The 25,462-nt window shown below is 51.7% G+C and carries 25 protein-coding genes and 1 tRNA gene; 2 read left to right on the top strand and 24 right to left on the bottom strand.

Features of this window, described 5'->3' with window-relative positions:
• The first annotated feature begins 40 nt into the window (after positions 1-40).
• Entirely contained in the window at positions 41-1,006 is a 966-nt protein-coding gene (locus DPO_RS08235) for a P1 family peptidase (protein ID WP_040011722.1), read from the top strand.
• Between the two features lie 54 nt (positions 1,007-1,060).
• Here the strand turns inward: DPO_RS08235 and mgtE are convergent, their stop codons facing one another.
• From mgtE to DPO_RS08115, 24 genes are all read right to left on the bottom strand, one after another.
• Entirely contained in the window at positions 1,061-2,458 is a 1,398-nt protein-coding gene (gene mgtE / locus DPO_RS08230) for a magnesium transporter (RefSeq protein ID WP_006965350.1), read from the bottom strand.
• 361 nt (positions 2,459-2,819) lie between these two features.
• On the bottom strand, positions 2,820-3,812 hold the full coding sequence (gene cmoB, locus DPO_RS08225) for a tRNA 5-methoxyuridine(34)/uridine 5-oxyacetic acid(34) synthase CmoB (protein WP_006965348.1): 993 nt from the start codon (positions 3,810-3,812) through the stop codon (positions 2,820-2,822).
• Positions 3,809-4,567 carry a carboxy-S-adenosyl-L-methionine synthase CmoA gene (cmoA, locus tag DPO_RS08220; protein ID WP_006965347.1) on the bottom strand — a complete coding sequence of 253 codons (759 nt, stop codon included), beginning with the start codon at positions 4,565-4,567 and terminating at the stop codon, positions 3,809-3,811. The genes cmoB and cmoA overlap by 4 nt, the downstream gene beginning before the upstream one ends.
• Before the next feature lie 92 nt (positions 4,568-4,659).
• Positions 4,660-6,168 carry a sensor domain-containing protein gene (locus DPO_RS08215; RefSeq protein WP_006965346.1) on the bottom strand — a complete coding sequence of 503 codons (1,509 nt, stop codon included), beginning with the start codon at positions 6,166-6,168 and terminating at the stop codon, positions 4,660-4,662.
• 107 nt (positions 6,169-6,275) lie between these two features.
• Positions 6,276-6,749, bottom strand: coding sequence for a Crp/Fnr family transcriptional regulator (locus DPO_RS08210; protein WP_006965345.1), 474 nt, complete (start codon positions 6,747-6,749; stop codon positions 6,276-6,278).
• A 26-nt stretch (positions 6,750-6,775) separates the two neighbouring features.
• Positions 6,776-7,282 carry a Crp/Fnr family transcriptional regulator gene (locus DPO_RS08205; RefSeq protein WP_006965344.1) on the bottom strand — a complete coding sequence of 169 codons (507 nt, stop codon included), beginning with the start codon at positions 7,280-7,282 and terminating at the stop codon, positions 6,776-6,778.
• A gap of 26 nt (positions 7,283-7,308) precedes the next feature.
• Positions 7,309-9,081 (bottom strand): Na(+)/H(+) antiporter subunit D, encoded by a 1,773-nt coding sequence (locus DPO_RS08200; RefSeq protein ID WP_006965343.1) that lies wholly within the window; start codon positions 9,079-9,081, stop codon positions 7,309-7,311.
• A complete protein-coding gene (locus DPO_RS08195) occupies positions 9,071-9,316 on the bottom strand; it encodes a hypothetical protein (protein ID WP_006965342.1) in 246 nt (81 codons plus the stop codon). The genes DPO_RS08200 and DPO_RS08195 overlap by 11 nt, the downstream gene beginning before the upstream one ends.
• Positions 9,317-9,396: 80 nt before the next feature.
• Positions 9,397-9,549 (bottom strand): hypothetical protein, encoded by a 153-nt coding sequence (locus DPO_RS25520; RefSeq protein WP_006965341.1) that lies wholly within the window; start codon positions 9,547-9,549, stop codon positions 9,397-9,399.
• 69 nt (positions 9,550-9,618) lie between these two features.
• Complete coding sequence (locus tag DPO_RS08190; protein WP_006965340.1) at positions 9,619-11,094, bottom strand: monovalent cation/H+ antiporter subunit D family protein; 1,476 nt, start codon at positions 11,092-11,094, stop codon at positions 9,619-9,621.
• An 83-nt stretch (positions 11,095-11,177) separates the two neighbouring features.
• Positions 11,178-12,653 (bottom strand): complex I subunit 5 family protein, encoded by a 1,476-nt coding sequence (locus tag DPO_RS08185; RefSeq protein ID WP_006965339.1) that lies wholly within the window; start codon positions 12,651-12,653, stop codon positions 11,178-11,180.
• 3 nt (positions 12,654-12,656) lie between these two features.
• The gene (locus DPO_RS08180; protein ID WP_006965338.1) at positions 12,657-13,052 is read right to left on the bottom strand and encodes a cation:proton antiporter subunit C; all 396 of its coding nucleotides are present in this window, start codon (positions 13,050-13,052) and stop codon (positions 12,657-12,659) included.
• Between the two features lie 9 nt (positions 13,053-13,061).
• Complete coding sequence (locus tag DPO_RS08175; RefSeq protein ID WP_006965337.1) at positions 13,062-13,886, bottom strand: Na(+)/H(+) antiporter subunit B; 825 nt, start codon at positions 13,884-13,886, stop codon at positions 13,062-13,064.
• Positions 13,883-14,128: a Na(+)/H(+) antiporter subunit B gene (locus DPO_RS08170; protein WP_006965336.1), complete on the bottom strand. Its 246-nt coding sequence runs from the start codon at positions 14,126-14,128 to the stop codon at positions 13,883-13,885. The genes DPO_RS08175 and DPO_RS08170 overlap by 4 nt, the downstream gene beginning before the upstream one ends.
• 6 nt (positions 14,129-14,134) lie before the next feature.
• Entirely contained in the window at positions 14,135-14,473 is a 339-nt protein-coding gene (gene mnhG, locus DPO_RS08165; RefSeq protein ID WP_236609928.1) for a monovalent cation/H(+) antiporter subunit G, read from the bottom strand.
• Positions 14,473-14,760 carry a monovalent cation/H+ antiporter complex subunit F gene (locus tag DPO_RS08160; RefSeq protein ID WP_006965334.1) on the bottom strand — a complete coding sequence of 96 codons (288 nt, stop codon included), beginning with the start codon at positions 14,758-14,760 and terminating at the stop codon, positions 14,473-14,475. The genes mnhG and DPO_RS08160 overlap by 1 nt, the downstream gene beginning before the upstream one ends.
• Positions 14,757-15,275, bottom strand: coding sequence for a Na+/H+ antiporter subunit E (locus DPO_RS08155; RefSeq protein WP_006965333.1), 519 nt, complete (start codon positions 15,273-15,275; stop codon positions 14,757-14,759). The genes DPO_RS08160 and DPO_RS08155 overlap by 4 nt, the downstream gene beginning before the upstream one ends.
• A gap of 108 nt (positions 15,276-15,383) precedes the next feature.
• Complete coding sequence (locus DPO_RS08150; protein WP_006965332.1) at positions 15,384-15,848, bottom strand: response regulator; 465 nt, start codon at positions 15,846-15,848, stop codon at positions 15,384-15,386.
• A gap of 31 nt (positions 15,849-15,879) precedes the next feature.
• The gene (locus DPO_RS08145) at positions 15,880-16,755 is read right to left on the bottom strand and encodes a universal stress protein (RefSeq protein ID WP_006965331.1); all 876 of its coding nucleotides are present in this window, start codon (positions 16,753-16,755) and stop codon (positions 15,880-15,882) included.
• Positions 16,756-16,824: 69 nt separating this feature from the next.
• Positions 16,825-17,217 carry a response regulator gene (locus DPO_RS08140; protein ID WP_006965330.1) on the bottom strand — a complete coding sequence of 131 codons (393 nt, stop codon included), beginning with the start codon at positions 17,215-17,217 and terminating at the stop codon, positions 16,825-16,827.
• Positions 17,218-17,228: 11 nt separating this feature from the next.
• Positions 17,229-18,773 (bottom strand): ATP-binding response regulator, encoded by a 1,545-nt coding sequence (locus DPO_RS08135; protein WP_006965329.1) that lies wholly within the window; start codon positions 18,771-18,773, stop codon positions 17,229-17,231.
• 12 nt (positions 18,774-18,785) lie between these two features.
• Complete coding sequence (locus tag DPO_RS08130; protein WP_006965328.1) at positions 18,786-20,849, bottom strand: PAS domain-containing sensor histidine kinase; 2,064 nt, start codon at positions 20,847-20,849, stop codon at positions 18,786-18,788.
• Between the two features lie 19 nt (positions 20,850-20,868).
• Positions 20,869-22,398: a sodium:proton antiporter gene (locus tag DPO_RS08125; RefSeq protein WP_006965327.1), complete on the bottom strand. Its 1,530-nt coding sequence runs from the start codon at positions 22,396-22,398 to the stop codon at positions 20,869-20,871.
• A gap of 663 nt (positions 22,399-23,061) precedes the next feature.
• A tRNA-Pro gene (locus DPO_RS08115) sits at positions 23,062-23,138 on the bottom strand.
• A 122-nt stretch (positions 23,139-23,260) separates the two neighbouring features.
• Between DPO_RS08115 and DPO_RS23860 the strand changes: the two genes are divergently transcribed.
• The gene (locus DPO_RS23860; protein ID WP_006965324.1) at positions 23,261-25,453 is read left to right on the top strand and encodes a hybrid sensor histidine kinase/response regulator; all 2,193 of its coding nucleotides are present in this window, start codon (positions 23,261-23,263) and stop codon (positions 25,451-25,453) included.
• Positions 25,454-25,462 lie beyond the last annotated feature (9 nt).

Raw genomic sequence — 25,462 nt, 5'->3', positions numbered from 1 at the left:
GCATACCAGCACCCGGAATCAATCATATAGGGGTATGAGTATGAAAGAGATTCAGATCAATGAGATCAAAGGATTTAAAATCGGTCATGCACAAAATCATGACGGGGGAACCGGGTGCACTGCCATTATTTGCGAGGCAGGTGCCTTTGCCGGGGCCGATGTCAGGGGAAGCGGGCCTGCCAGCAGGGAATCTGAACTGTTAAAGCCGTTGAGTATTGCCCAGCAGATTCATTGTGTCATGCTCAGCGGAGGCAGCGCCTATGGCCTTGCGGCCGGGGATGGGGCCATGCAATTTCTGGAAGAAAAAGGCGTGGGGTTTGATGTGGGGGTAGGGGTTGTGCCTTTGGTGTGCGGGGCGTCCCTTTTTGACCTGGTGGTGGGAGACCCCACATGCCGGCCAGATAAAAAAATGGGGTACAAAGCCTGTGAGGCTGCCGGAACAAAACAGGTGGCCCAGGGAAATGTCGGGGCAGGTACAGGGGCCACAGTGGGTAAGTTTTTAGGAATGGACCGCATGATGAAAAGCGGACTTGGCACCTTTGCCCTTGAAATCGACACCGTACAATGCGGGGCCATAGTGGCCGTGAATGCCCTGGGTGATGTCATTGATTATGATACGGGCAGGCCCATCGCAGGCATACTTACAGAAGATAAAACGGCCCTGGCAAGCACCCGGGAAATTATGTACAAAGAGATTGCCCGGCAAAGGGATGTCTTTAGCGGCAATACAACCATCGGATGTATTCTTACCAATGCAAAGCTCACCAAGAACCAGGCCAATAAGCTGGCTGCCGTTGCACATAATGGATTTGCCAAGGCCATCAGCCCGGTCCATACTTCAGTGGACGGGGATACCATCTTTGTACTGGCCACAGGAGAGGTGGATGCAAACCTGGATGCCCTTGGGGTTTTATCTACGGAAGTCATGGCCCGGGCTATTAACGAGGCTGCAAGAAGCGCCCAACCCGCCTATGGATTAAAAACGGCGGCTGATTTTTTAGGTTAGCCTCCGTTGATGCCGCCGGCCTGGCCGGCTGATCAGCGCAGTGTTATTTATCTGTCAGATGGCGGCGTGGTGAAGGCCTAAATACCAGGAGGCAATGCCGAAATAGATGATGACCCCGCCGATGTCCGCCACAGACGTCACCAAAGGGGCGGACGCCGTGGCTGGGTCCAGTTTTAACCGGGTGAGCAGAAACGGCAGGGACATGCCCAGAAGACTGCCGAACAGCACCACGCACACCATGGCCATGGACACGATCACGGCCACATCCATCCCTCCCCGGAAAACCCCGATAAACGACACAGCCAACGCCATGCATAACCCGATGGCCAGGGCAATGCCCACTTCCTTGCCCAGCAGCCGGAACCAGTCTTTCATCATGACATCCCCGATGGCCAGGGCCCGCACCATCAGGGTGGCGGACTGGGCACCGGCATTACCGCCGCTGCCGATGAGAAGCGGCAGAAAAAATACTAAAGCCACGGTGGCCTGGATGGTGTCTTCATAATAGGCAATCCCGGCCCCGGAAAAAATATTCATGAACACCAGGGCCATCAGCCAGGGCAGCCGCTTCCGGATCAGCAGCCAGGGGGTGGCGTCCCGCAGACCGATGTCCACCAGGTCATCGGCCCCGGTACCTGAACTGATGGACCCCATGCGGTGGAAGTCCTCCGTGGCTTCTTCCTCGATGACATCATGGACATCGTCAAACGTAATGATACCTACCAGGGCGTCCTTGCCGTTGACCACGGGCATGGCCAGAAGATCGTATTTGGCCATCTGCCGGGCCACCTCTTCCTGGTCGTCGTGTACCCGGGCGAATATGGGATCTCTTCGCATGATCTTTTCGATCCTGACCGTGGGCCGGGCCAGGATCAGTTCCCGCAGCGACACCAGACCCAGAAGCCGCCGCTGGGCGTCGATCACATATGAATAGTAAATGGTTTCCTTGTTGGGGGCTTCCAGGCGGAGTTTGTCAATGGCCTGACGGGCCGTGAGGCCCGGTGACAACGTGGCATATTCACTGGTCATCAAGGCCCCGGCCGTGTCCTCTTCATAAGAGGACAGGCGGCGGATATCCTCCCGCTCGGTGGTGGCCAGAAGCCTTAACAGAATTTCACTGCTTTCCTCGGGCATGGACTGGAGCAGGTCCACCCGGTCATCCGAGGACATCCTGGTGATGGCCAGGGCCAGGACATCATTGGATAATTCTTTGGCGATCTCCCGCTGATCCTCGTAATCCATATGCGTGAGCACATCGGCACAGCATTCCGGGGACATGTGTGAAAAAATTGTGACCAGCTGATCCAGGTCCAGGTCGGACAACTGGGAAGCCAGGTCTGCCGGGTGTTCAGATTCGCACAGGTTTGAGAGCACCTTGTCATCGATATATTCAGGCGTGTCGCCCTGACCGGGCACAAACAGATTATCCGGCAATTTGAGGGAATCGTTCACAGCCCTGCCTCCTTTCAATCGGTCCGCCATCAAGACAGGCGAACCAGAAGGTCACGGCATAAAGCGCGGAATCAGAACTCAGTGATTCTGAAGCAGACAGCCATGGCGTCTGTGCGTGTCATTGACAGCGGGGTATGATAAAAATGTCGTTCTCTTATGAAAATCACAGATATCGATAAGTGACAACTACCACCTTCGTCATCCATTTTCACATCCTCGTCATCAAATTTGGTTAATAAGTCCCGGGAATCTGCGTATGGATCACGCATTCATATCCCTGCTAAAATCAAACATTAATTTATACAAAATACACGCATGATTGTCAAACAAAAATCGCTCTTCATCCAGGGGCAAAACCCTGTCAGGTGCGGGCCATGAACACGGCCCGCACGGGCCCCGGATACCCTTCCACCGTTTTTGCCGGATCACAAGGATCCAGAAAATCGCTCAAAGATTCCGTCTGAATCCAGTCGGTTTTGCGCTGCTCCGCCCGGGTGGTGGGGGTGACATCCAGGCACTGGATATCTTTGAATCCGGCCCGGACCAGCCAGGACTCCATGACTGCCAGATCCGGAATAAAATAGATATTTCGCATCTTGGCATACCGGTTTTCAGGAAACAGGCACACATGATTTTTTCCTTCCAGCACCAGGTTTTCCAGCACCAGGGTGCCGGCAGAAGGTTTCAAACAGTCGTGAATCTCTTTGAGCATGTCCAAAGGAGACCGGCGATGGTATAAAATCCCCATGCAGAACACCAGATCAAAAAACCCGGTCATCTGCGGCAGTTCTTCATGGGTGGCCGGCAGACAGGCCACGTTCTTTTGATTCACATACTTCTGGACGGCCAGGTACTGGCAGAAAAATGCGCTCTGGGGTTCCAGGCCCAGGACCAGCTCCGGGTTGCGTGCAGCCATGCGAAACATGTAATACCCGTTGCTGGCGCCGATATCCAGGATGCGTTTCCCGGTCAGATCCGGCAGATGGGGAGCCACCCGGTCCCATTTCATGTCTGAGCGCCATTCCGCATCCACATGGATCCCGAACAGGTTGAACGGGCCTTTTCGCCAGGGACTGAGCTGTTTGAGCAAGGCTTCCAGCTGCTGCCGCTCCTCTCCGGAAATATCGGCGGGCGTTCCGGCACTCACGGCCGGGGCATCCAGACGGGTCATTGACACCACGGAATCCGGCAGGTGATTCACCACATTCAGGTATTTACGAAAATTTCCCTTGGGATGGGCCAGAACTGCCTGTTTTTCTTCAATGAGCCCGGCAATCTCATCCGTGTAGGGTGCCAGCGCTGCCAGCTGATATGGGGATAAAAAAAAGCGCATGCTGTCACACAACCCCGTCACCTGTCCATGAAAACACCGGGTGTGCCTCCTTGTTTCACCGCCATGATGGCACTGAAGTTAAACCATTTGAGCCACACATCCACCTGGCTGAACCCGGCCCGGTACAGGCGCTGGAAATGGGTGTCCAGGGTGTCGGGAATCAGCACTTTTTCCAGGGCATCTCTTTTCTGGCTGATCTCCAGGTCAGAATATCCGTTTTCCCGTTTGAACTGCTGGTAAACATCCAGTTGCAGGTGATGCAGGGCCGGTTCCGGGTGAACGGTTTTTTCCATGAGCAGCAGGATGCCGCCGGGCACCATCCCGGAAAATATTTGCTGGATCAGGTTCTCTCTTTTGGAAGGGTTCAGAAACTGTAACGTCAGGTTGATCACCACCACGGACGCATTTGTGATGCGGATATCTTCCATACGGCCACAGACCAGATGAATACATCGGCCCGGCTCGGGCGGCGCCAGCCGGTTTCTGTATTTTTCCAGCATGGGCCGGGAAGTATCCACCCCCACCAGGGTAAACGAAGTTTGCATGAACAATGCCTGGAGCCGGACCCCGAAATTGCCGTGGGAACAGCCCAGATCATAGATCCGGGTGCCGGGCTGATAAAACCGCCGGGCCAGTTCCGCCTGGCGGCGGATGCTCTCCCGGTACAAAGGCACGGACCGGACCAGCATATCCTCAAACACCTCCGCGACTTCCCGGTTAAAGGAAAAAGGCTGAATCTGTCTGCGTTTTACGGCAAATACCCGGTCGCGTGTCATGGTGTTTATGTGTCCTTTGCATCAAAAATCCACCCCCTTATATCTGATTTGATTCCGGAGTGCAAGACTGACAGGGGCCGGTCAATGGATAATCAAAAATTATTGTCCGGCGCGTAAAAACGAATCGTATTTCTGCCCGATTCTTTGGCGGTATACATTGCCGTGTCGGCATTCTTGATCAAATCTGCAGATGTACCTGCATCGGCAGGGAACAGGGCAATACCGACGGACGCTCCGACATGGAGCACTTCACCGAGAATTTCCATGGGCTCATTGATCGAGCGGACGACATGGGTGGCGATGGATGTAATTTTCTGTATTCCCTTCGGATTATTGAGAACAACGATGAACTCGTCGCCGCCCAGGCGGGCCACGATATCTGACTCGCGCACTAGCGCCAGAAGCCTTTTAGCAACCTCTTTTAAGAGATCGTCGCCGACGTTGTGGCCATACTGGTCGTTGACAAGCTTGAATCCGTCAAGGTCCAGAAACAGCAGCGCCAGATTGCACGGTTCCCGGTCGGAATTGATCATTATCCGGTTGATCCGGTCCATCAGCAAAGTCCGATTCGGCAAGTCGGTCAAGGCATCGTGAAAAGCCAGGTGCTTTATGTGTTCATCTTTGCGCCGAAAAGCTGTAATGTCGCTGAATACGGATACATAGCGGTCAGGTTTGCCGTCTGCGTCGCGAACCATGCTGATGGTCATCCGTTCCAGGTAAAGGTCCCCGTCTTTACGACGGTTCCAAATTTCACCGTTCCATCGGCCCTTGGTTATTATCTGTTTCCACATGGCGGCATAAAATGCCCGGTCGTGCCGGTTCGATTGAAGCATGCGGGGATTCTGCCCCACGGCCTCCTCGGCTGTATAGCCGGTTATCTCAATGAAAGCCGGGTTGACCGATAAAATGACCCCATCCGCATCCGTGATCAGGACACCATCGAGCGTGTTCTCAAAGACGCACGCAGCCAGTTCAAGTTTCGCCTCGGTTTCCTTGAGAAAGGTCACTTCACTGGCTTGAGTCACAAATCCTTTGACAGTACCATCGGCATCGAAATTGGGGATATAGTGCCCGATGATATGGCCCACACCCCCGCCGGCTTTGTTCAGTGTCCGCTCAAAGCGCTGGGGTTCACCGGCCAGGACCCGGCGGATGTGAGGCTCATTCAGAGCAAACAGGCGCTCGCCCGTCAGATCCCGGAAAAAGATACCGACAATCTTTTCGGGCGATTTTCCAAACCACTTGCCGTAGGCGTTGTTGGCATAGCGGCAGCGCAGATCCCTGTCCCAGTAGCCGATCATATTGGGTATGTTTTCAATGATGGATCTGATGAATTGCCCATATTCGGTACTGGCTTTCAACTCGGATTCGACTTGCTTGAGCTTTTTTTGACTGCGATACACGGCTTCGGCAAGGTACGAGATAAAACTGCATACCAGGGCGAAAACGGCTATCTCCAGAAGATCAAACCGGTTCTCAAGCAGCCACACCCTGAGACCGGCGGCCAGGCTGACAAGGATGAGTGCAAAGACAAAATGTTTGAGATATTGAAAAGCAGCTGCCTTATTTAACCACCGGACTTTTTTCGTCGTGACATCCATATTGTATCTTGTAGGATGGGAAGACGCTTTTTGTCAAGATCCGGATACCGGATAAAAGGAAATACACACTTTTTGATATTATTTTAAACCAAGACATCATTGACATCTCACACCGGGTGGATGGCCGGATGGATGGACAATGAATGGATAAACTGCCCGGTGTGTTTGTTCATGCGGTCTTTGAACAATTGGGCCACCCGGCGCATCACGGCATATCCGATCCGGTGATCCGTTTCAAACAGTTTTGCCATCAGGTCCCCGGACAGGACAATGATGTCACAGGGTTCGGTGCAGATCGCGCTAAAGGTCGCTGGAAACTTACCGAACAATGCGGAGAAACCGAAACTCTGGCCGGGTTCGATCTCATCCAGGGTCAAAACCCGGCCGGTGTCGGACCGGGCGTTCAGGCAGATTTTTCCGGACACCAGCATGTGCACCAGATGCTGGGTCTCATTTTGCCGAACCAGTATCGTGTCCGGTTCAAAAACCGCCTGCCGGGCATGGGGACTGATTTTTTCCAGAATATCGTCCGGCAGGTCCTGAAGAAACTGTATTTTTTTTAATTGATCGATCGATATCATGTCAATTCAATGCCTCCATAACGGATCTAATAGGCCGGGGTCAGTTTATCAATATCATGAATGGATGCCTTCATCTCGGGATGGCGCGCCAGTGTTTTCAAAATCATTTTTGCCCGGGTATCCATGCTGTTCTTGTACTGCCTGGCCACACCGGCCATCAGGTAAAACGCCAGTTCATCGTTGGTTTCAAACAGTTTCTGCATGCGCGAACCCGACAAAGTGATGGTTTCACAGGGTTCCTGACAAATGGCCGTATATGTGGCCGGACCGCCGGAGATCAATGCCGAAGACCCGAAGGTGCGGCCGGACTGGATATTTTCCAGGACCACGTCGATATCCGGGTTCAGGGCCACGGTCAACGCCACCTGGCCCATGATGACCATATAAAAAGTGTCCACCTTTTCCCCTGCCTTGAACAGGCAGGTGCCGCTGCTGAAAATGGAAAGCTGCGCTTCCTGACCGATCAGGGCCAGCAAATGCGCCGGCATCTGTTCCAGCATGTGGATATGTCTTAAATCCTGTATCTTTACCATGGTAAGTCCTTACAGATTGCCTTGGTTTACGTTAATACATATATCAGAACAACAAACGATACGGCCACGGCTGCGCCGATACCCACAGGAAGCGTCCCCTGGACCACATCATCATACAGCCGCTGTTTTTTCAAGGCCAGATGTTTGTCCCTGTACCCCTGGAGCAGCCACAGGTTGACGGAAAAAAACAGGACCAGATGCACTGTGATCTGACGGAAAAATCCGCTGCCGCCTTTGACCCCAGTCATCAGTATCGCTTCGGCCCTGCGGTTTGCCGTGTTCAGGCTTGTGTCCAGCACCTTGTAGACGGCGCTTCCCAGTTTTCTGTAGGTCCAGTCCACATCCAGGTTGATGGATTTGATTTCAGGCGGATAATACCCGGACAGAATCAGCAGGGCAAAGGCCAGAGCCCCGAACATGAGCAGCTGGAGCTGGCCCACCACATGGGCCCCGGTGTAGGGGATGTAATCCACGGTAAAGGGCAGAAGATTATACAAAGGCTGGGGAAACACACCGATGAAAATGCAGGCAAATGCGGCCAGCCCCATGGCCAGCACCATGTTCCAGGACGGGTCCTTGGCCCGGATGCCCGAATCATGGCCGAAAAATGTGAAAAACGGCACCTTGATCCCGGCATGGTGGAACACGCCGGCAGAGGCAAACTGCAACACCAGATACACCAGCACCAGGTTTTCATTCACCGTTGCCGTCACCACCATGGATTTGGACACAAACCCGGAAAACAGCGGAAACGCGGAAATGGACGCCGCCCCCACAATGCAGAACAGGCAGGTCAAGGGCATGGTCTTGTACAGCCCGCCGATCTCCGTGCATTTGATTTTACCGGTCATCTGGAGCACGGACCCGGCCGCCATGAACAAAAGCCCCTTGTAAAGGATATGGCAGAACGCATGGGCCACGGCCCCGTTCAACGCCAGCTGGGACCCGATGCCCGTGCCCACCAGCATGAACCCGATCTGGTTCAAAAGACTGTAGGCCAAAACCCTTCTGATATCATTTTCCAGGACCGCGTAAAAAATGGGCACAAATACCATGAACGCCCCGATCCAGATGAGCAGTTCCGTGCCGGGAAAGGTCCGGATCAACAGATACACAGCGGATTTGGTGGTAAACGCGCTCAAAAACACCGTGCTGGTGGGGGTGCCCATGGGATAGGCATCCGGGAGCCAGGCATGCAGCGGAATGGCGGCCGCGTTCAGGGCGATGCCGATGAAGATCAGCCAGGACGCCGTGCCGGACAGCCCGATATAGTCAAATGCCGTGGTGCCGGTCTCCTGGATATAGAGCACAATTCCGGCCAGCAGAAACAGCCCGCCGATCAGATGCACCAGAATATACCTGAAACCCGCTTTGCGGGCCGCATCCGTGCGGGAAGCCAGGATCAGAAACGTGGAACTGACCGCCATGATTTCCCAGAACAGGTACAGGGTGAGAAAATCACCCGCAAACACCACACCCAGCGTGGCGCCGGCATAAATGATGGCAGACACATGCTGAAGATTGTCTTTGACCTTCAGGGCGAACAAAATGCCTAAAAACGCCATGATGGTGAAAATATACCCAAACACCAGAGACAGTTTGTCAATCCGTCCCATGATCAGGGTGTATCCCCAGAAATCAAACGTCCAGATCCGCCCCATTGGCGCGTTCATGATAATAAGCAGAGACACCACAGGAATCAGCAGCATATAGCCGGACTGGGTTTTTCCCCGCAAAAACGGGATCAGCAGGGCCGCGACAATGAATATCAGGGCCGGAGGCAACAGATTACCGGTCATAGTAATCCTCTTTTTTCATGACAATCAATCTCAGCAGTTTGGCTAAAAAAATAAGCAGCACACAGGAAAAAAACCCATATACGGCGGAAAATCCCTTGATCTGTTCAAAATAAAATGCCGGATGCGGGTGAATGAAAAACTCGGCAATCAGCAACACCACCAGAGAACAGTAAAAACAGATCAGCAATATTTTTACATTCTTTGGCTTGTCAAAAAGGGTCAATTCTTTTTTCATTATTCCACCTTACGCAAATTTATTTAAACCCGGTCCAGGGGCTGTCCCCTTTGTCCGGGTCATCATTATCCATCATGATGTCAATGGGGCACACTGCCACCGGAAAAAAAAGCCACGGCCAGGTAAATGACCGACACCAGCACGGCAATGTAAAACGCGGTCTTGTATCCGGGAACCGGATCATGACCCAGCATTTCCCAGTCTTCGTTGTTGTATTTGTCTTTAATTGTCATATTTCTTTATGTCTCCGGCAAAATTATCAATGCCATTGATTTGTTTACCCTGTTCGATCAAAATCTTTCTCATAGATTCAGACCCAGAACGATCAGGTCCACAAACATCTGCGGGAAGAAAAACAATCCAATGGATGCCAGGGCGGTCACGGCCAAAGGCACCACCAGGCACAGATTGGCTTCTTTGATTTGAACCGGAACGCCCGGAACATCCGCTTCATTTTTCCCGAAAAAGGCCTGGAACACGATGGGCAGAAAATAAAACGCATTCAGAAACGAGGAGATCAGCAACACCCCCATAAAAACCGGGTGGTGGGCTTCTAAAGCCCCTAAAATCAGATTCCACTTGCTGTAAAACCCGCCCGCGGGAGGCAGCCCGATCACCCCTAAAGATCCGATGAAAAATGCCGCAAAAGTGACCGGCATCTGTCGGCCCAGGCCTTTCATCTGGGAGATATATTTTTTGCCCGTGGCCACAAAAATGGCACCGGCACAGAAAAACAGGGTAATTTTGCCGAACGCGTGCATGAGAATATGAAGCACCCCGCCCAGCTGGCCCATGGGCGACAGCAACGCCACACCAAATACGATGTATGACAGCTGACTGATGGTGGAAAAAGCCAGTCTCCGCTTGAGTTCATCCTGGGACAGGGCAATGCAGGAACTGACCAGAATCGTGATGGAGGCAATGACCATGACCAGGGTTCCCAGACTGTATAATCCCAGCAGATCCACCCCGAAGATCCCGGTCATGACCCTGACAATGGAAAACACGCCCACTTTGACCACGGCCACGGCATGCAGCAGCGCACTCACGGGTGTCGGGGCCACCATGGCGGCCGGCAGCCAGGAATGAAACGGCATGATCCCTGCCTTGGCAAACCCGAACACAAACATGAGCAACAGCACGGTGGCGCCCGGTTTTGACAGCTGGCCCGCAAAAATACCGGCCGTGGAAAATTCAAGTGTGCCCGTGACATGATAGCAATAGATCATGGCCGGCAGTACCAGACCGATGGAGGTGCCCAGAATGAAAATCAGATACCGCCGGGCGGAAATCTTTGATTTTGCATCCTCATGGTGGGCCACCAGGGGATAGGTGGCCAGAGACAGCATTTCATAAAACAGATACAAGGTCACCAGGTTGGCGGAAAATGCGGCTCCGATGGTGGATGCAATGGCCAGAGCGAAAAAACAGACAAACCGGGTCTGTCCGTGTTCTTTCAACCCCCGCATGTATCCGATGGAATACAACGAGGTGACAATATAGAGACTGGATGCCACCAGAGCAAACAGCATGCCCAGTCCGTCCACCCGAAAAGCGATGTCTGCCCCCGGAACCAGTGTGAACACAGTCAGTTCAATCCGGGTGCCGGCCAGAATTGCCGGCACCATGGATGCCACCAGAGCAAACATGGCAAATCCGGCAACAAATATCCAGGCTTCCCTGACATTGGGTTTGCGGGACGATGACATTAAAACTGGGATGATCAGCAAAGGGACCAGTACAGCCAGCAGCGGTTTTAAGGAGATAATGGATTCCATGGTGGGATCAGCCTTTTTACTTAAAAATACGAGTCAGGTCGTTGCAACAATAATTAAAAATCCAGTGGGTCATGGTCGGGTCCTTAGTGTAAAAACGGCAGAATCACGGTGTTGACGATGGTACCGGCATAAACGCCCGCGCCAATGATGGCCGCACTCACCAGGCCTAAGGCTGCCAGCATGGACACCGGGGCCTCGGCCATGGCGGCGGTCCCATGATGGCCGTGGGATTCAGCCATGGGCTCGAAAAAACAGATCTCAAACACCTTGAAAAACAGCACGGCACACACCAGGCTGGAGATGATCAACGCAGCGGCAAAATGATAAGCCCCGGCCTCAAACGCACCCAGCACCAGATACCATTTGCTGAAAAACCCGCAGGTGGGCGGCACGCCGATTATGCTCAAACCGGCCAGAACAAATCCGGCCATGGTCCAGGGCATGGCACCAAACAACCCCTGCAGATTGGAAAACGCCACCTGCTGTCTCATGTAAATGATGTTGCCCACAGCCAGAAACAGGGCAAATGTCATCAATGCATCATTGAGAATGTGGAGAATGGCACCGGCCATGCCCAAAGAATTTCCCAGCCAGGCACCGCCCACCATATATCCGATCTCACACACAATGATGTAGGTCAGCATTTTTTTCAAGTCCGTCTGGAGCAGGGCCATGAATGCCCCGGCCAGAATGGCGATCACACCCAGCCACACCACGATATCCGCCAGGTTCAGGGTGTTGAAGATATATTCCAGCCCGAACACCGTGACCATGAGCCGCACCATGACATATACCATCACCTTGGTCATCAACGGCGCCACCACCCGGGCAAACCCCACGGGTGCATACGCATATGCATTGGGCAGCCATACGTGCAGCGGAAACAGGGCCATCTTGATCCACACACCTAAAATACACAGAATAAAGGCGGTCAGCACGGCCGTGGATCCCTGGATGTCCTTGAGAAGGATTGCCACATCCGCCATGTTCAAAGACCCGGTGGTGATGTACAGATACCCGACCCCCAGAAGATAAAAAGACGCCCCGATCACGCCGATGAAAATATAATTTAAGGCCGCCAGAGGAGACCGGTCTTTGTCTCCTAAGGCAATCATGGTATACGAGGTCAGCGAGGTGATCTCAATGAGCACATACAGGTTGAACAGATCGCCTGTGGCCGTCACCCCTAAAAGGCCCACCACAAACAACTGATACATCACATAAAATGAAGACGCCCGATCCGGTATTTCCTGATCCACATTTTTGACACTGGCCACCAGATTCACAAATGCAATGCCAGATACCAGGACCAGGACCATGGCATTGAGCAGATCGATCCTCAGTTCGATCCCCATGGGCGGGGCCCACCCGGCCATGCGGTATTGCCATGTGCCCGCGGTCAGCACCTGTTTGAACACACCTACTGCCGCCACACTGGAAACAGCCGTGGCAGCCAAAGCGATGTAATAGGACAGCGGTTTTTGGATCCAGGCGGCCAGGCCCGAGAAGAATGCCCCCAGAAGCGGGGCCAGTACAATTATTGCCGGCATATTGTTCATGGGTTATTTTTCCGATAAGCGTATTCTGAGTTCATCTTCTTCCAGGGTCTGATATCGCTGATAGATCTTGACACACAGCGCCATGGCCACTCCGAACGTGGCCACGGACACGACAATGGCGGTGAGCATGAGCACATGGGGCAGCGGGTTGATATAATCCGCTGCATGGATCACGGCATCGTGGGTGCCATGCCCCCCCTGAATAATGGGCAGCGTGGCCCCGTGTTTGTATCCGATGGACACATAAAACAAAATAATCGCGGTCTGAAAAATATTCATGCCCACCAGTTTTTTCATCAGATTGTTTTTGGCGATCATGGCATACAGGCCGATCATCATGAGAATGATATACAACCAGAAATTATATTTGGCCACAATCAGCGCCAGAAGCTCATTCATGAGACTCTCCTACAGTCCTTCATCATGTCTGCCTTCAGACACGATATTCACGTAAATGATCACCATGACGGCCATCACGGCAATGCCCACGCCGATCTCCACCCCCAGCATGCCCAACGCCCGGACATGACCGGGATCCCAGGGCACCAGCGGCGCCAGCATTCCATAATCCAGAAACTGCCCTCCCATGATCACAGCCAGGACCCCGAGTCCCACATAGATCAGAACCCCTGTGGCGGCAAAGATGGACAGAAATTTTTCCGTCACCCGTTTCAGCAGGGTTTTCAGGTTATAGGAGATGGCCATGAGAATCAGGCTGGATCCGAAAATCACACCGCCCTGAAACCCGCCGCCCGGAGAAAAATCGCCATGGGCCACCACATACAGGGCATAGATCTGAATAAAAGGAATCAGAATCCGGCACACCGTCTTGATGATGATGTCCGAAGGCACCCAGTCCTTGTCCATGTGTTCAAATTCATTTCCCGGGATCATCCGGGTCTCCGGATTCTTGAAATGAAGCATGACCCCCGTGGGAATGTGCCGGTAGTACCGGTTTTTTCCAGGCCGAAAATCTCTGAGCAGCAGAAAGCAGGCCAGCCCGGCGCAGAACACCACGGCAGTCTCGAACATGGTGTCATACCCTCTGTAATCCGCCAGCACGGCCGTGACCAGGTTGGGCACCTGGGTTTCTTCCACAATATGTTCAATATAATAATCCGACAGATGGGTGGATGCCGGAGATGCGGGATCGCCCCAGTCCGGCAGGTCCATGGTGCCGTATAACAGCAATCCGCCGGTCAGACAGACAATGACAAGTCCTAAAAATTTCAATCTTTGGTCCTCCTGCTGGTCCGGAATACGGCTGCCACCAAAAACACCGTGCTCACGCCCGCGCCAACGGACGCTTCGGTAAATGCCACATCCACCGCACCCATGACGGCCCACAACAGGCACATCAAAAACGAATACGCGCTGAACAAAATAGCGGTTCCCAGAAGATCCCGGACGGTAATGGCGGCAATGGCGCAGAAAATCACAAAGGTCAGTACGATCAGATCAATGGGCCACAGCATTCTTTGTTATTCCTTTTCCTTTTTTTTAGTCCAGGGCCGCAACCCGGCCCGCATGCCGGCATCCACAATGGAATGGGTGGCTGTCGGGCTGGCCAGAAACACAAAAAAGACAATCAAAAACATTTTAATGGACAACAGCACCACACCCAGAGACAGGTGGTGAAAATTATAGATCACCAGCCCGGCAACCATGGTAAAAATGCCTAAGGTGTCCAGTTTGCCGGCCGGATGCAGCCGGGAGTAAAAATCAGGCATCCGCATGATCCCCACGGCCCCGCCGATAAAAAAAATCAGGCCCGTGAGCAGGCAAAACACCGACAGAATATTGATAATTATATGCATCATTACTCCATGAATGATTCTTCATACAGGCCTTTGCGTTTATGAAAGTACCGGGAAGCAGCCAGTACGGCCACAAAATTTAAAAACGCATAAGCCAGGGCAATATCCACAAACATATCCACCCGTTCATACAGGTAGCCGATCAGCAAAAGCAGTACCACGGTTTTACTGCCGATGGCGTTCACACCCACGAGACGGTCCAGCACCGTGGGGCCCATCAGGCATCGATACAGGGGCAGCATCATGGTCAGACAAAGCCCCACGGCAATGCAGGAAAAAAAATAAATCATCTGTTTTCTCCAAAAACATGCGCCACCCGGTCCCGCATCACGCCGGGCAATCCTTGAGCGCTTTGCCGGTCAATGGCATGAACCCGGAACCCGCCTTCGGCATTGGCGGTAATGGTGACGGTTCCTGGGGTCAGGGTAATGGCATTGGCCAGGGTGGTGATGGCGATATCTGATTTCAACCCGGTTTGAAACTGAATGATATGCGGATCGATCAACTGGTGCATCCGGGGGTGAAATACCAGAAACAGCAGGTGAAAATTGGCTTTGATGATTTCTATAATCAGCCAGGGCGCATATTGGCAAAACCGGAGAAACACCTTGATATCCTGAACCGTGGCCCCGGCAAACAGCAGATCATGGAAAAACCAGGCAATGGCCAGGCTGGACACCACACCCAGTCCCAGAAGAAGCGGCTCAAAATAGCCGGACAAAATGATCCAGGTGACAAACATAAATACAAAGGTGATCATAAATGAAAAAAAACCCGCCTTTTTTTCATTTTCTTTTTGTGGCATCACCCATCCCCCTTTTTTTACATTCTTTTTGATATTTCACAGTCATGTTACACATGATTTTCACATACCTGTCCGCCGACAATTTTTTTTGAAAAATAAAATAAGACCCTATTTTTCCACGCCGTAAAGATGACGGAATTTCTGAAACAATTTGGATACAGGGCCTTTGGCAGCAGGGGACGTATCCGGGGGATCTTGTTTTGACTGTTTTTCAACACGATGATCATATGCCGCTTGAATGGTTTGGATCAACGTGTCCATATCCACGGGCTTGGACAGAAATTTAAATGCATTGTATTTGCCGCTTTCCAGAGCGTTTTCCACACTGCCATGCCCGGTGAGCACGATGCAGGGCAGATCCGGCTGAAGATCCTTGAGCAGTTTCTGTACCTCGATGCCGTCAATACCGGGCATCTGCAGATCCACCACTGCCACGTCAAAGGGTGCTTTGGCCGCAGCCGCCACCCCTTCTTCACCGGAAAATGTCGTTTTCACCTCAAACCCTTCCAAAGCCATCCGTTTGGCCAGATACTTCAAAAAGGTCTGTTCATCATCTATAAATAAAAGTTTCATTGTCATTCCATTGATATTCAGTTGGCACGCATTATCTTTTGACCGGAAACAACAGGCACGGATAAACGGATTTATCGGCAATATTCCTGGATATGGATCCCAGCCACCGTTCGGCCAAAGCGGTCCGGTCACTGAAGCCCAGCACGACCAGCGTGGCCTGGTACTCTCTGGCCGCCTTGAGAATTTCGGTTTCCGGATCTCCCACATACACGTGCGGCCTGGCAGATATGCCTTTTTGGGCAAATTCGTCACACAGGTCTTCCAGCCGGGTCCGTTCCTTTTTCCGCACCGACTGCACCTCATGGGTATCTGAGGATTTCAGATCGTCTTCATCCACCACGTGCATCAGGTGAAGTTCTCCGATCACCTCCCCCAGCTCCTTGAGGCAGTCGACCGCTTTTTCGCTGCTGTTGGACCAGGAGGTGGCAAACAACGGCCGTTCAAACAGTTTGGCCGGCACCATTTTGTCTTCGGCCAGATGTTTGAATACCAGAATGGGAACAGGAGACCGCCGGGTCAGTTCCGTGATATCGGATCTGGAATACAGCTGTTCCAGCTTTCCTTTCTGGGATCGGCCGATAACGATCAGATCCGGTTTTTCCTTGTCCACCACTTCCAGGATCTTGGGAATCAAAGACGACACTTCGATATAGGCGCCCACTTCCATGCCCAGTTCAAACAAATTCTCAGCCCAGTCGATGAACCGGATATTGGCCATTTCCTTGAGCCGGACTGCGTCTTCTTTTGCATACCCTTTACCCCGGCGCATGGACACTTTTTCCCGCTCGATCACATTCAAAAACACCACATGTTCCAGCCCGGATTTTCTCATATCCAGAAGTGAATGCAGTGCATCATAGCAAAGGCTTTCAAACTTGGTCACAAACAACATTTTTTTTATTTTCATGAAACCTCCTGTCTTTGCCCTCTTAAGGCCGGCCGAAAGCACCGTTCCGGCCATCTGAAGAACCGCAGATCACGCAAGTTTTTTTCTTATGGCATCCACCAGTTCCTGGGGCTCCACGGGTTTTTCCAGGTAAATGTCGGGTTCCGGCACTTTTTCCCCTTTGAACTCTTCCAGAACTTTCTGGGATTTGAGAAAAGACCGCAGGGCAATGCCGGTGAACATAATCACAGGAACGGATTTCAAGTCATCGTCTGTTTTCAGCTGACGGTACAGGCGAACCCCGCTACCCCTGGGCATGAGCACATCTAAAATCACCAGGTCCGGCTTGTGTTTCTGTATCATCTCAAGGCCTTCCACACCGTCACATGCCACCAGAGGGGTATACTGATTTTCTTCCAGAACCGTGACGACAAATGTTCTGACATCCGGATCATCATCTACCACCAGTATTTTTTTACCCATATCACACCTCTTTACTTGTCATTTTCATCCCGGCCTGTTTCGGGCCTCTCAGGCAGCGTCATGGTGAACAAAGACCCATACCCCAAACGGGTATCAATGTCAATGGTCCCATGGTGCTCTTCCACCAGTTTTTTGGTCACCAGCAGCCCCAGACCGGTTCCTTTCCCTCCCTTGGAACTGAACATGGGGGTAAACAGTTTGCGTTTGGTCTCTTCATCCATGCCGCATCCATTGTCTTCAATCTCAAAAACAGCGGCCCCGGCTTCGGTTTTTCCGGTTCGAATCTCCACTTTGAATTGCCGGTCCAGATCATCCTCTTCCATACAGGCGTCAATGGCATTGTTCACCAGGTTCAGCAGGGCCCGGTGCACGGTGCCGGGATCCAGCCACATCTGTCCCATTTCCGGGTCACACCGGGTAATGATTTCGATATCATGGGCTTTAGCAAATTCCGATACCAGGTCCTTGACTTCGGTCACGATCTCATTGGGAGCGCACAGCTTGACCTCAGGGTGCCGTTCCTTGGCATAAGTGAGCATGTCCTGGGTCAGGTTTGCCACCCGCTCAATATTTTTCTGGATGGTCTGCCACCCGGATTTGACCTTTTCCATGTTGCTGTGCTGAAATCCCACATCCACGACATAGCTGCCGCCTTTCAGGCCGATGAGGATGTTTTTCACATAATGGGCCAGGCCGGAAACCGTCTGCCCGATGGCAGCCATACGCTCGGACTGGATCAACTCTTTTTCCAGGCGTTTGATTTCAGTCAGATCCTGGAAAAAATTGACAATGCCCATGAATTCATTTTTTTCATGGAGCACGCTGGTGGCATATCGGACCGGAATCTGTTTTTGGTTCCGGGTTTCCAGAACCATCTCCTTCCAGGGGATATCTCCCCGGTCATCGGATCCGTTTCTGGCCTCTTTTCTGAAAGAGGCGGCCAGTTCAGGGGGATACAGATCATCGATGGTCATTTTGTTCAACACGTTTCTGGCTCTTTTCTCAAACATACGGGCCGCTTCCGGGTTATAGACCACAATCTGCCAGTCCTGGTCAAACGCGACAATGGCATCATGGCTGGAGTGAATGAGCAGCCGCTGAAAATTGGATTTGCGCCGGATCTCCACGGTGGCTTCCGCCACTTTTTCTTCCAGATCCTGGGTATAGGAGGCCAGCTGCTCCCGGATGCGGATTTTGGTCTGGGCCCGTTCCAGGGCAATGGCCAGGGCTTCGTCTCTCACCGGCTTGTTGATAAAATCACTGGCCCCATACTGCAGGGCCGTGATGGTGGAATCAATATCCCCATGCCCTGTAACGATGATCACTTCCTTGTCCGGATCCCGCTCCTTGATTCGTTTAAGCAGTTCCAGACCATCCATGCCCGGCATTTTGATATCGGTCACCACAATGTCCGGGGACTGTTTTTCAAACACGTCCAGCGCTTCTTCACCGCTGGATGCAGTGCAGGTGTCATACCCGTCACTTTTCAGAGACATGGACAACAATCTGACAATGGCCTGTTCATCGTCCACAATCAATATTTTGTTAACTGACATACGTGTATTTCCTCAACCCGCGGCAGGGAATTGAACCGTGAAACACGACCCTTTCCCCTCCTGGGTTTCAACACGGATGGTACCGTTGTAGTCCTTGATGATGCCGAAACTGATACTGGTGCCAAGTCCGGTTCCTTTGCCGGTTTCCTTGGTGGTGAAAAACGGCTCAAACAATTTGTTTTTCACTTCTTCGTTCATCCCTGTACCCGTATCGGACACGGTTGCCGCCACATGGCCGTTCTGCGCAAAGGTTTTAATGGTCAATATTTTTTCCACCGGCCCTTCGGTTCGGGCGGATTTTTCATCCATGGCATCGATGGCATTGGTCACCAGGTTGATGAACACCTGCTCCAGGCGGTTGTGTTCGGCACGGATACTGGGCAGGTGGTCTTCCAGTTCCAGCACCACTTCAATGGAATGTACCGTAATCTGGTGTCCCAGCACCTTGAACACATCCCGGATGGGATCATTGATATCCAGTTTTTTCAGATCCCGCTCCGACTGTCTGGCAAAATCTCTCACATGCTTGATCACGCCGGCGGCCCGGGCCACATTTTCAATAATATCCTTGCTCATGTTCAGCAGATCTTCATCTGAAATCGTCACCCCTTTATTGACCATTTTCTGGATCAAATCCGCACAGATCTGGATCACGTTCAAGGGCTGATTGATCTCATGGGCCATGCCGGCTGCCATCGTACCCAGGGTGGCCAGTTTACCGGCCTGGATCAGCTGGGTTTCTTTTTCCACGCTTTCAGTCATGTCTGTGGTGGACGCAATGAGCACCACCCGCTGACTGAACATCACCTTGACCATTTTGATGTTGACAAAAAACGCCTGCCCGCTTTTTCTGTAATGCCGTTTTTTGGTGAACAGGATGGACCCGCCCTGGGGCAGATTCAGCATGTCCCGGCGAAGAGTGTCATCGGTTTTTTCACCGATTTCCAGAAATGAGGTGCCCATAAGTTCGGATTTGTCATATCCATAATCTTCCAGAACCCGGTGATTCACATCCAGGATCTCAAAGTTCATGCTGTCGATGATAAAAATGGGATTGGGATTTTCGTTGAACAATGACCGGTATTTTTCTTCGGATTTCCGGTATTTTTCATGAAGCTTGGCCAGTTCCTGATCCTGAAGTTCAATTTCCTCCTGGGCTTTTTTATCCTCGGTTCTGTCCCGCAAGGTCTGGATCGCACCGATAATTTTGCCTTCAGGCGATTTAATGGGCGCGGCTGTAAAAAATATCCATTTTCCGTCTGTTCCCATATGGGGAAAAAATTCTTCCGCCTCGTAGGCCCCGTTGATGATCTTGCACTTTCGCCAGGCATTGCCGTAATATTTTCGAACGGTGTCATCACTGGTATGATCCACCACCATATCCGCAAGAACGGGACGTTTGACCGATCGGAACGGCACCCACTGCCGGTCGGTTCCCACCAGTTTATATGCCGGGTATCCGGTAAGTTCCTCACATGCCACATTCCAGTGGGTAATGATATGTTCATTGTTGATGATAAAAGTGGGAATCATGCTGCCCTGGATGATCTGATTCAACTCTTTTTCGATTTTCCGGAGATCCTGGCGCTCCTGTTCCAGAAAGGAAATACGATTTTCCGCAATTTCGTTGATCCGGCGGGAAAATTGATCAAACAGATCCGCCACGGCCTCTTTTTCCAGATCCTGGGTTTCGAGCCGTTTTCGAATCCGGATTTTTTCCTCTTCGGTTTTCAGAAAATGAACAAAAGACATGGCCCCATAAGTGTCCAGATCAATAATGCTCACCCGTTCGGTATTCACTTTTTCCAGAATGCAGGGCAGCAGGTCATCGTTTTTCAGTTTAAGGATCAGATCCAGACCGGTCAACTTGCACACCTCATGGTAATCTTTGGTGGTGGGAATATTCAATTGCCTGGCCCGGATGATGCCTTTGGAAATTTCTATGGTATCCGCCACCATGAGTACCTGAATGTTCAGATCCTTGAGACCGGGTCCTGAAAACCGGTCCAGAATCTCACAACAAGGATCCCCGCCGCCGATGATGGCCAGTTTCAATCCCTTTAAATCAAAATACATGGCAGCCGCTCCCTGGATTCTAATAAAAAATCAACGTGACAATCACAAATGTGGGAATCAGAAACACCAAAGAATATTTGAGGATATACCCGAAAAAACTGGGCATGGCAGTGCCGGATTCCGCGGCGATGGACCGCACCATGAAATTAGGCGCATTGCCGATATAACTGACGGCCCCGAAAAACACGGCCCCGGTGGAAATGGCCTGGAGATAAACCATCCGGTCGGTCATCAGCAACGGCACGGAGGCTGATTCGGGCAAGCCGGCATAAAAACTGCCCAAAGCGGTATTGAAAAAGGTCAGATAGGTGGGGGCATTGTCCAGAAACGCGGACAGCAGACCCGTGACCCAGAAGTAATGGTAAGGTTCTTTCACCGCTGCGATCAGAAATGCAAATGCCCCGTCCGGTCCGGCTTTAAGCAGCAGCAGACAGGGGATCATGGTAACAAAAATGCCGATGAACAGATATGCCACCTCGATGATGGGAAACCAGGAAAACTCGTTTTCCTCCCGCAGGGTCCAGGGGGTGGCCCACAATGACAGGATTCCAAGTATAATCAAAGTGATATCCCGCAGCCAGTCCTGAACGGCCCGGTGCACACCCAGGGTGTTGATCTCTCCCAGATCCAGGACACCGCTCATGAGCACGGCCACCACAATCCCGCCTAAAAAGATGAAATTATAGGTCCCCACCAGGCACAAGGGCTTTTTTTCTCCATCATCGGGCACCACGGCCCCTTCTTTTTTGAAATGCCAGGAATCCAGGAAAAAATAGATCACCAGCAGAATTCCGCTCACCAGAAACATGTGAGGGGCGATGTTCAGTGTCCAGAAAAAGCTCACTCCATGCAAAAATCCCAGAAACAGGGGCGGATCACCCAGAGGGGTCAAGGATCCCCCCACATTGGCCACCAGAAAAATGAAGAACACCACCATGAAGGTTCTGTTTTTTCGAAAGTCATTGGCCCGCAGAAACGGCCGGATCAGCAGCATGGCCGCTCCGGTGGTTCCCATCCAGGAGGCCAGAATCGTTCCCAGAAGAATGATACCGGTATTCACAACAGGGGTTCCCCGCAGCGTGCCGCGCAGAAGAATTCCACCCGACACCGTGAACAACGCCCACAAAAGGATGATAAAAGGCACATAATCCGCTAAAATGATATGAAGAATTTCATACACGGCATCCCCTTTGTAGACCGCCACAAAGGGAATCGCCAGAGTAGCAGCCCAGAACGCGGATATTTTGCCGAAATGATGGTGCCAGAACGTACCGGCAACCAGCGGCAGCAGTGCAATGGATAACAACATGCAGGCAAAAGGGATACACGCATACAACGGCAGCAGTTTGCCCAGGTCCGGATGGCCTTGTCCATGGCCGCCGCCAAGGGTATCTTCACCACCGTGACCGGATTCCACGGCATCTTCGGATGCATGAACGGTCTGCACCAGTGACAGGCTCGGACCGCCGGAAAAAGATGCTAGGGTTATCGGAACCACAAAAAATCCCATCAGCAGTAAAACCAGTGCCAGTTGATTCGCCTTTTTCATTTATGCAGTCTCTCCTGATTGGTTAAACAAAAATACAGGCCATTTGCCCGACAAGCTTAATTGACGTAATAAAAACAGCCGGGATTGTCAAGATGAAATCGCAGCAGTCCTGCCATGATTCTTTGGGATTGTGCCGATATTCAGGCAAAAGACAATGAACTATTGATCGTCATCTGGTTCAAGAAACCGCAAACCGATGATCATATGATTTTCAGGTATTCCAGTGGGTGGGAAAGAGATGTGCCGAACCTGTACTGTCTGGTGTTGAACCGTCATGGGAACAGAATCTTCATGATAATTAACGGTGAAGGTATCGCCCACACTTATTTGTTTCAAAAGATCCGAATCCTGCTTGACAAGGAGCCCCAGTCCGGAATCCGAGAACTCTCTCAATTTAATCTGATATTCCCATACCCCTCCCGGGGGTTTGAATGAAATGCTGGCACCTTCTGAAGCCGGGTTTCGAATTTTTGACCGGGACTCTTTTTTATTTTGAATATTGTCTATCATCCGTGCTCCCAGGCTGTATTAACCATAAAATGGTTGTTACCCTACACCGATATTTCGACAAAAACAACCCGGTTGTCAAAAATTGGAGGCAGGCCAATTGTTCAAAAACAAAAAAGGCCCCTGACGAAACCGCCAGAAGCCTTGATTTTTCTATGGTCGGGACGGCTGGATTTGAACCAGCGACCACTTGTCCCCCAGACAAGTGCGCTACCAGACTGCGCTACGCCCCGAATCAGAACAGATTGGGTAAATATCACTTCCGAACAACGGTGTCAAGCAGGAATCTGATAAACTTGAATTTCAAACACATGGTTGACCTTGGAAAGGGTTGCGTATATAAAAACCAAAAGACATGAAATTCCGATTTTCAAATATCGTCCAGACTTGGTATCTCCTGGAAAAAAAGCTGCTTCCAACGTATGTATGGAAAACAGATCCGTTTACCTTCTGGCAGGAACGGATTCTGCTCATCATCTGCTTTTCAGCCGTGGTTCTGGGCCCTGTGGTGTTGATCCCTTCCGTGTGGCTGGCCATGGCCGAAGGATTGTTGAGTGTCGCTTTACTGGATATTGGTGCCTATTCAGGTGCGGTCGCTGTTTTGATTCTAAAAAACAGACCATTGGGATTCCGGGCCGGCCTGATTTTTTTTGTTCTGTATTTCCTGGGTCTGGGGCTGATAATCCTACTGGGTCCGGTGGGTGCCGGATATATCTGGTTACTGGGCGCATCCATCATGGTCAGCACCATTTATGATCTCAAAGCCGCGTTTGCTTCACTGGCCTGCAATGCGGCGGCATTTGCAACCATGGCAGTTTCCATTGCCACGGGCATCCTCGACTGGAACTCTGCTTCGGAAAATCTTCTTGAGCAATGGCTGGTCATGAGCGGCAATTTTCTTTTCATCAATGCCCTGGTGTCCACAACCACGGCATTGATGCTCAACAGCCTGAAACAAACATTGATAAACGAGCAGTCAGCCAAGGCAAAATTACAGGAAAATGAACAACGATATCGAACCCTCTTTGAAACAGCCAAAGATGCCATATTCATTTTAAAAGACAACCAATTCATTGACTGTAACATGGCCACGCTTGAGATGTTTGGGTTTTCCGACAAAGCCCTGATAACAGGTCAGCATCCCTGGCAGTTGTCTCCACCGGCTCAGCCCTGCGGTGAAACATCCACCCAGAAAGCCCAGACATATGTAATGTCGGCCCTTGAAGGCGTTCCCCAGTATTTCGAGTGGCAGCATATGAAAACCGATGAAACGGTATTTGACACAGAAGTCGCTCTGAACCGCTTTCAGCTGGGAAACCAGACCTATCTTCAGGCGATCGTCAGGGACATCACCCATCGCAAACAGGCGGAAAAGTCTCAAAAAGAAAAAGAACAGATGGAAATACAGGTGCAGCAGGTGCAAAAAATGGAATCCATCGGACGTCTGGCCGGCGGGGTGGCCCATGACCTGAACAATCTGCTGTCTCCTGTCCTGGGATACAGCGAATTGATGCTCACAGATTCTCAATTGGCAGGCTCCCACCGGAAAGCGACCCAAACCATTCTGGACGCGGGAATCCGTGCCCGGGACCTGGTTCGTCAACTGCTGGCTTTCAGCCGAAAGCAGACACTATCCTTCGAACCCGTGGACATCAACCAGGTGGTAGACAACTTTCTTCCTTTATTGTACCGAACCATTCGGGAGGATATCACGATCAACCTGTCCTTGTCCCCAACCCCTGAACCCGTCATGGCAGACGTCGGACAACTGGGACAGGTAATTTTGAACCTGGCTGTCAACGCCGCAGATGCCATGCCCGACGGCGGCTATTTGGACATCGAAACCAGCCGAAAAGACCTGGACGTATCTTATGCCAAACTCCGTCAAGGTGTCACGCCCGGCCCTTACGTGCTTTTGAGTGTCAGCGACACCGGTGCCGGCATGGATACCCAAACCATCGAGCACATATTTGAACCTTTTTTTTCCACCAAAGGGGAACGTGGCACCGGCTTAGGCCTTGCCACTGTGTATGGAATTGTCAAACAGCACGGAGGAAATATCTGGGTGTATTCAGAACCTGAAAAAGGCACGACGTTTAAAATTTATCTGCCGCTGGCCTCAGATGCCGATCCGGTCGACCCCGGGATCGAAAAAAAAGAAACAACCGTGGTTTTCGGAACGGAAACCATTTTACTGGCAGAAGACAATGATCAGGTTCGAGAACTGGCCTGTACCATTTTGGAAACAGATGGCTACACAGTACTGACCGCCGGTACCGGAGAGGAAGCCCTTCAAACAGCAGCGGCCCATAAGGGTGCCATTGATTTATTACTCACGGATGTGGTCATGCCCGGCATGAACGGCAGAGAGCTTTACGATGAAATCCGCCGGACCCGTCCCCATATCAAGGTGGTTTACATGTCCGGATATACGGCCAATGTCATCGCCCATCATGGAATACTGGAATCAGGTATCCAGTTCATCCAGAAACCGTTCACAGTCAAAACCCTGGCTGACAAGGTCAGGCAGGTGCTGGATACCGGATAATCCTGTTTT

This window comes from Desulfotignum phosphitoxidans DSM 13687 (assembly GCF_000350545.1).
In the GTDB taxonomy this organism is placed as follows: Bacteria; Desulfobacterota; Desulfobacteria; order Desulfobacterales; family Desulfobacteraceae; genus Desulfotignum; species Desulfotignum phosphitoxidans.
Note: the sequence above shows the minus strand (reverse complement) of the source record. Positions and strands in the feature narration are given on the sequence as shown.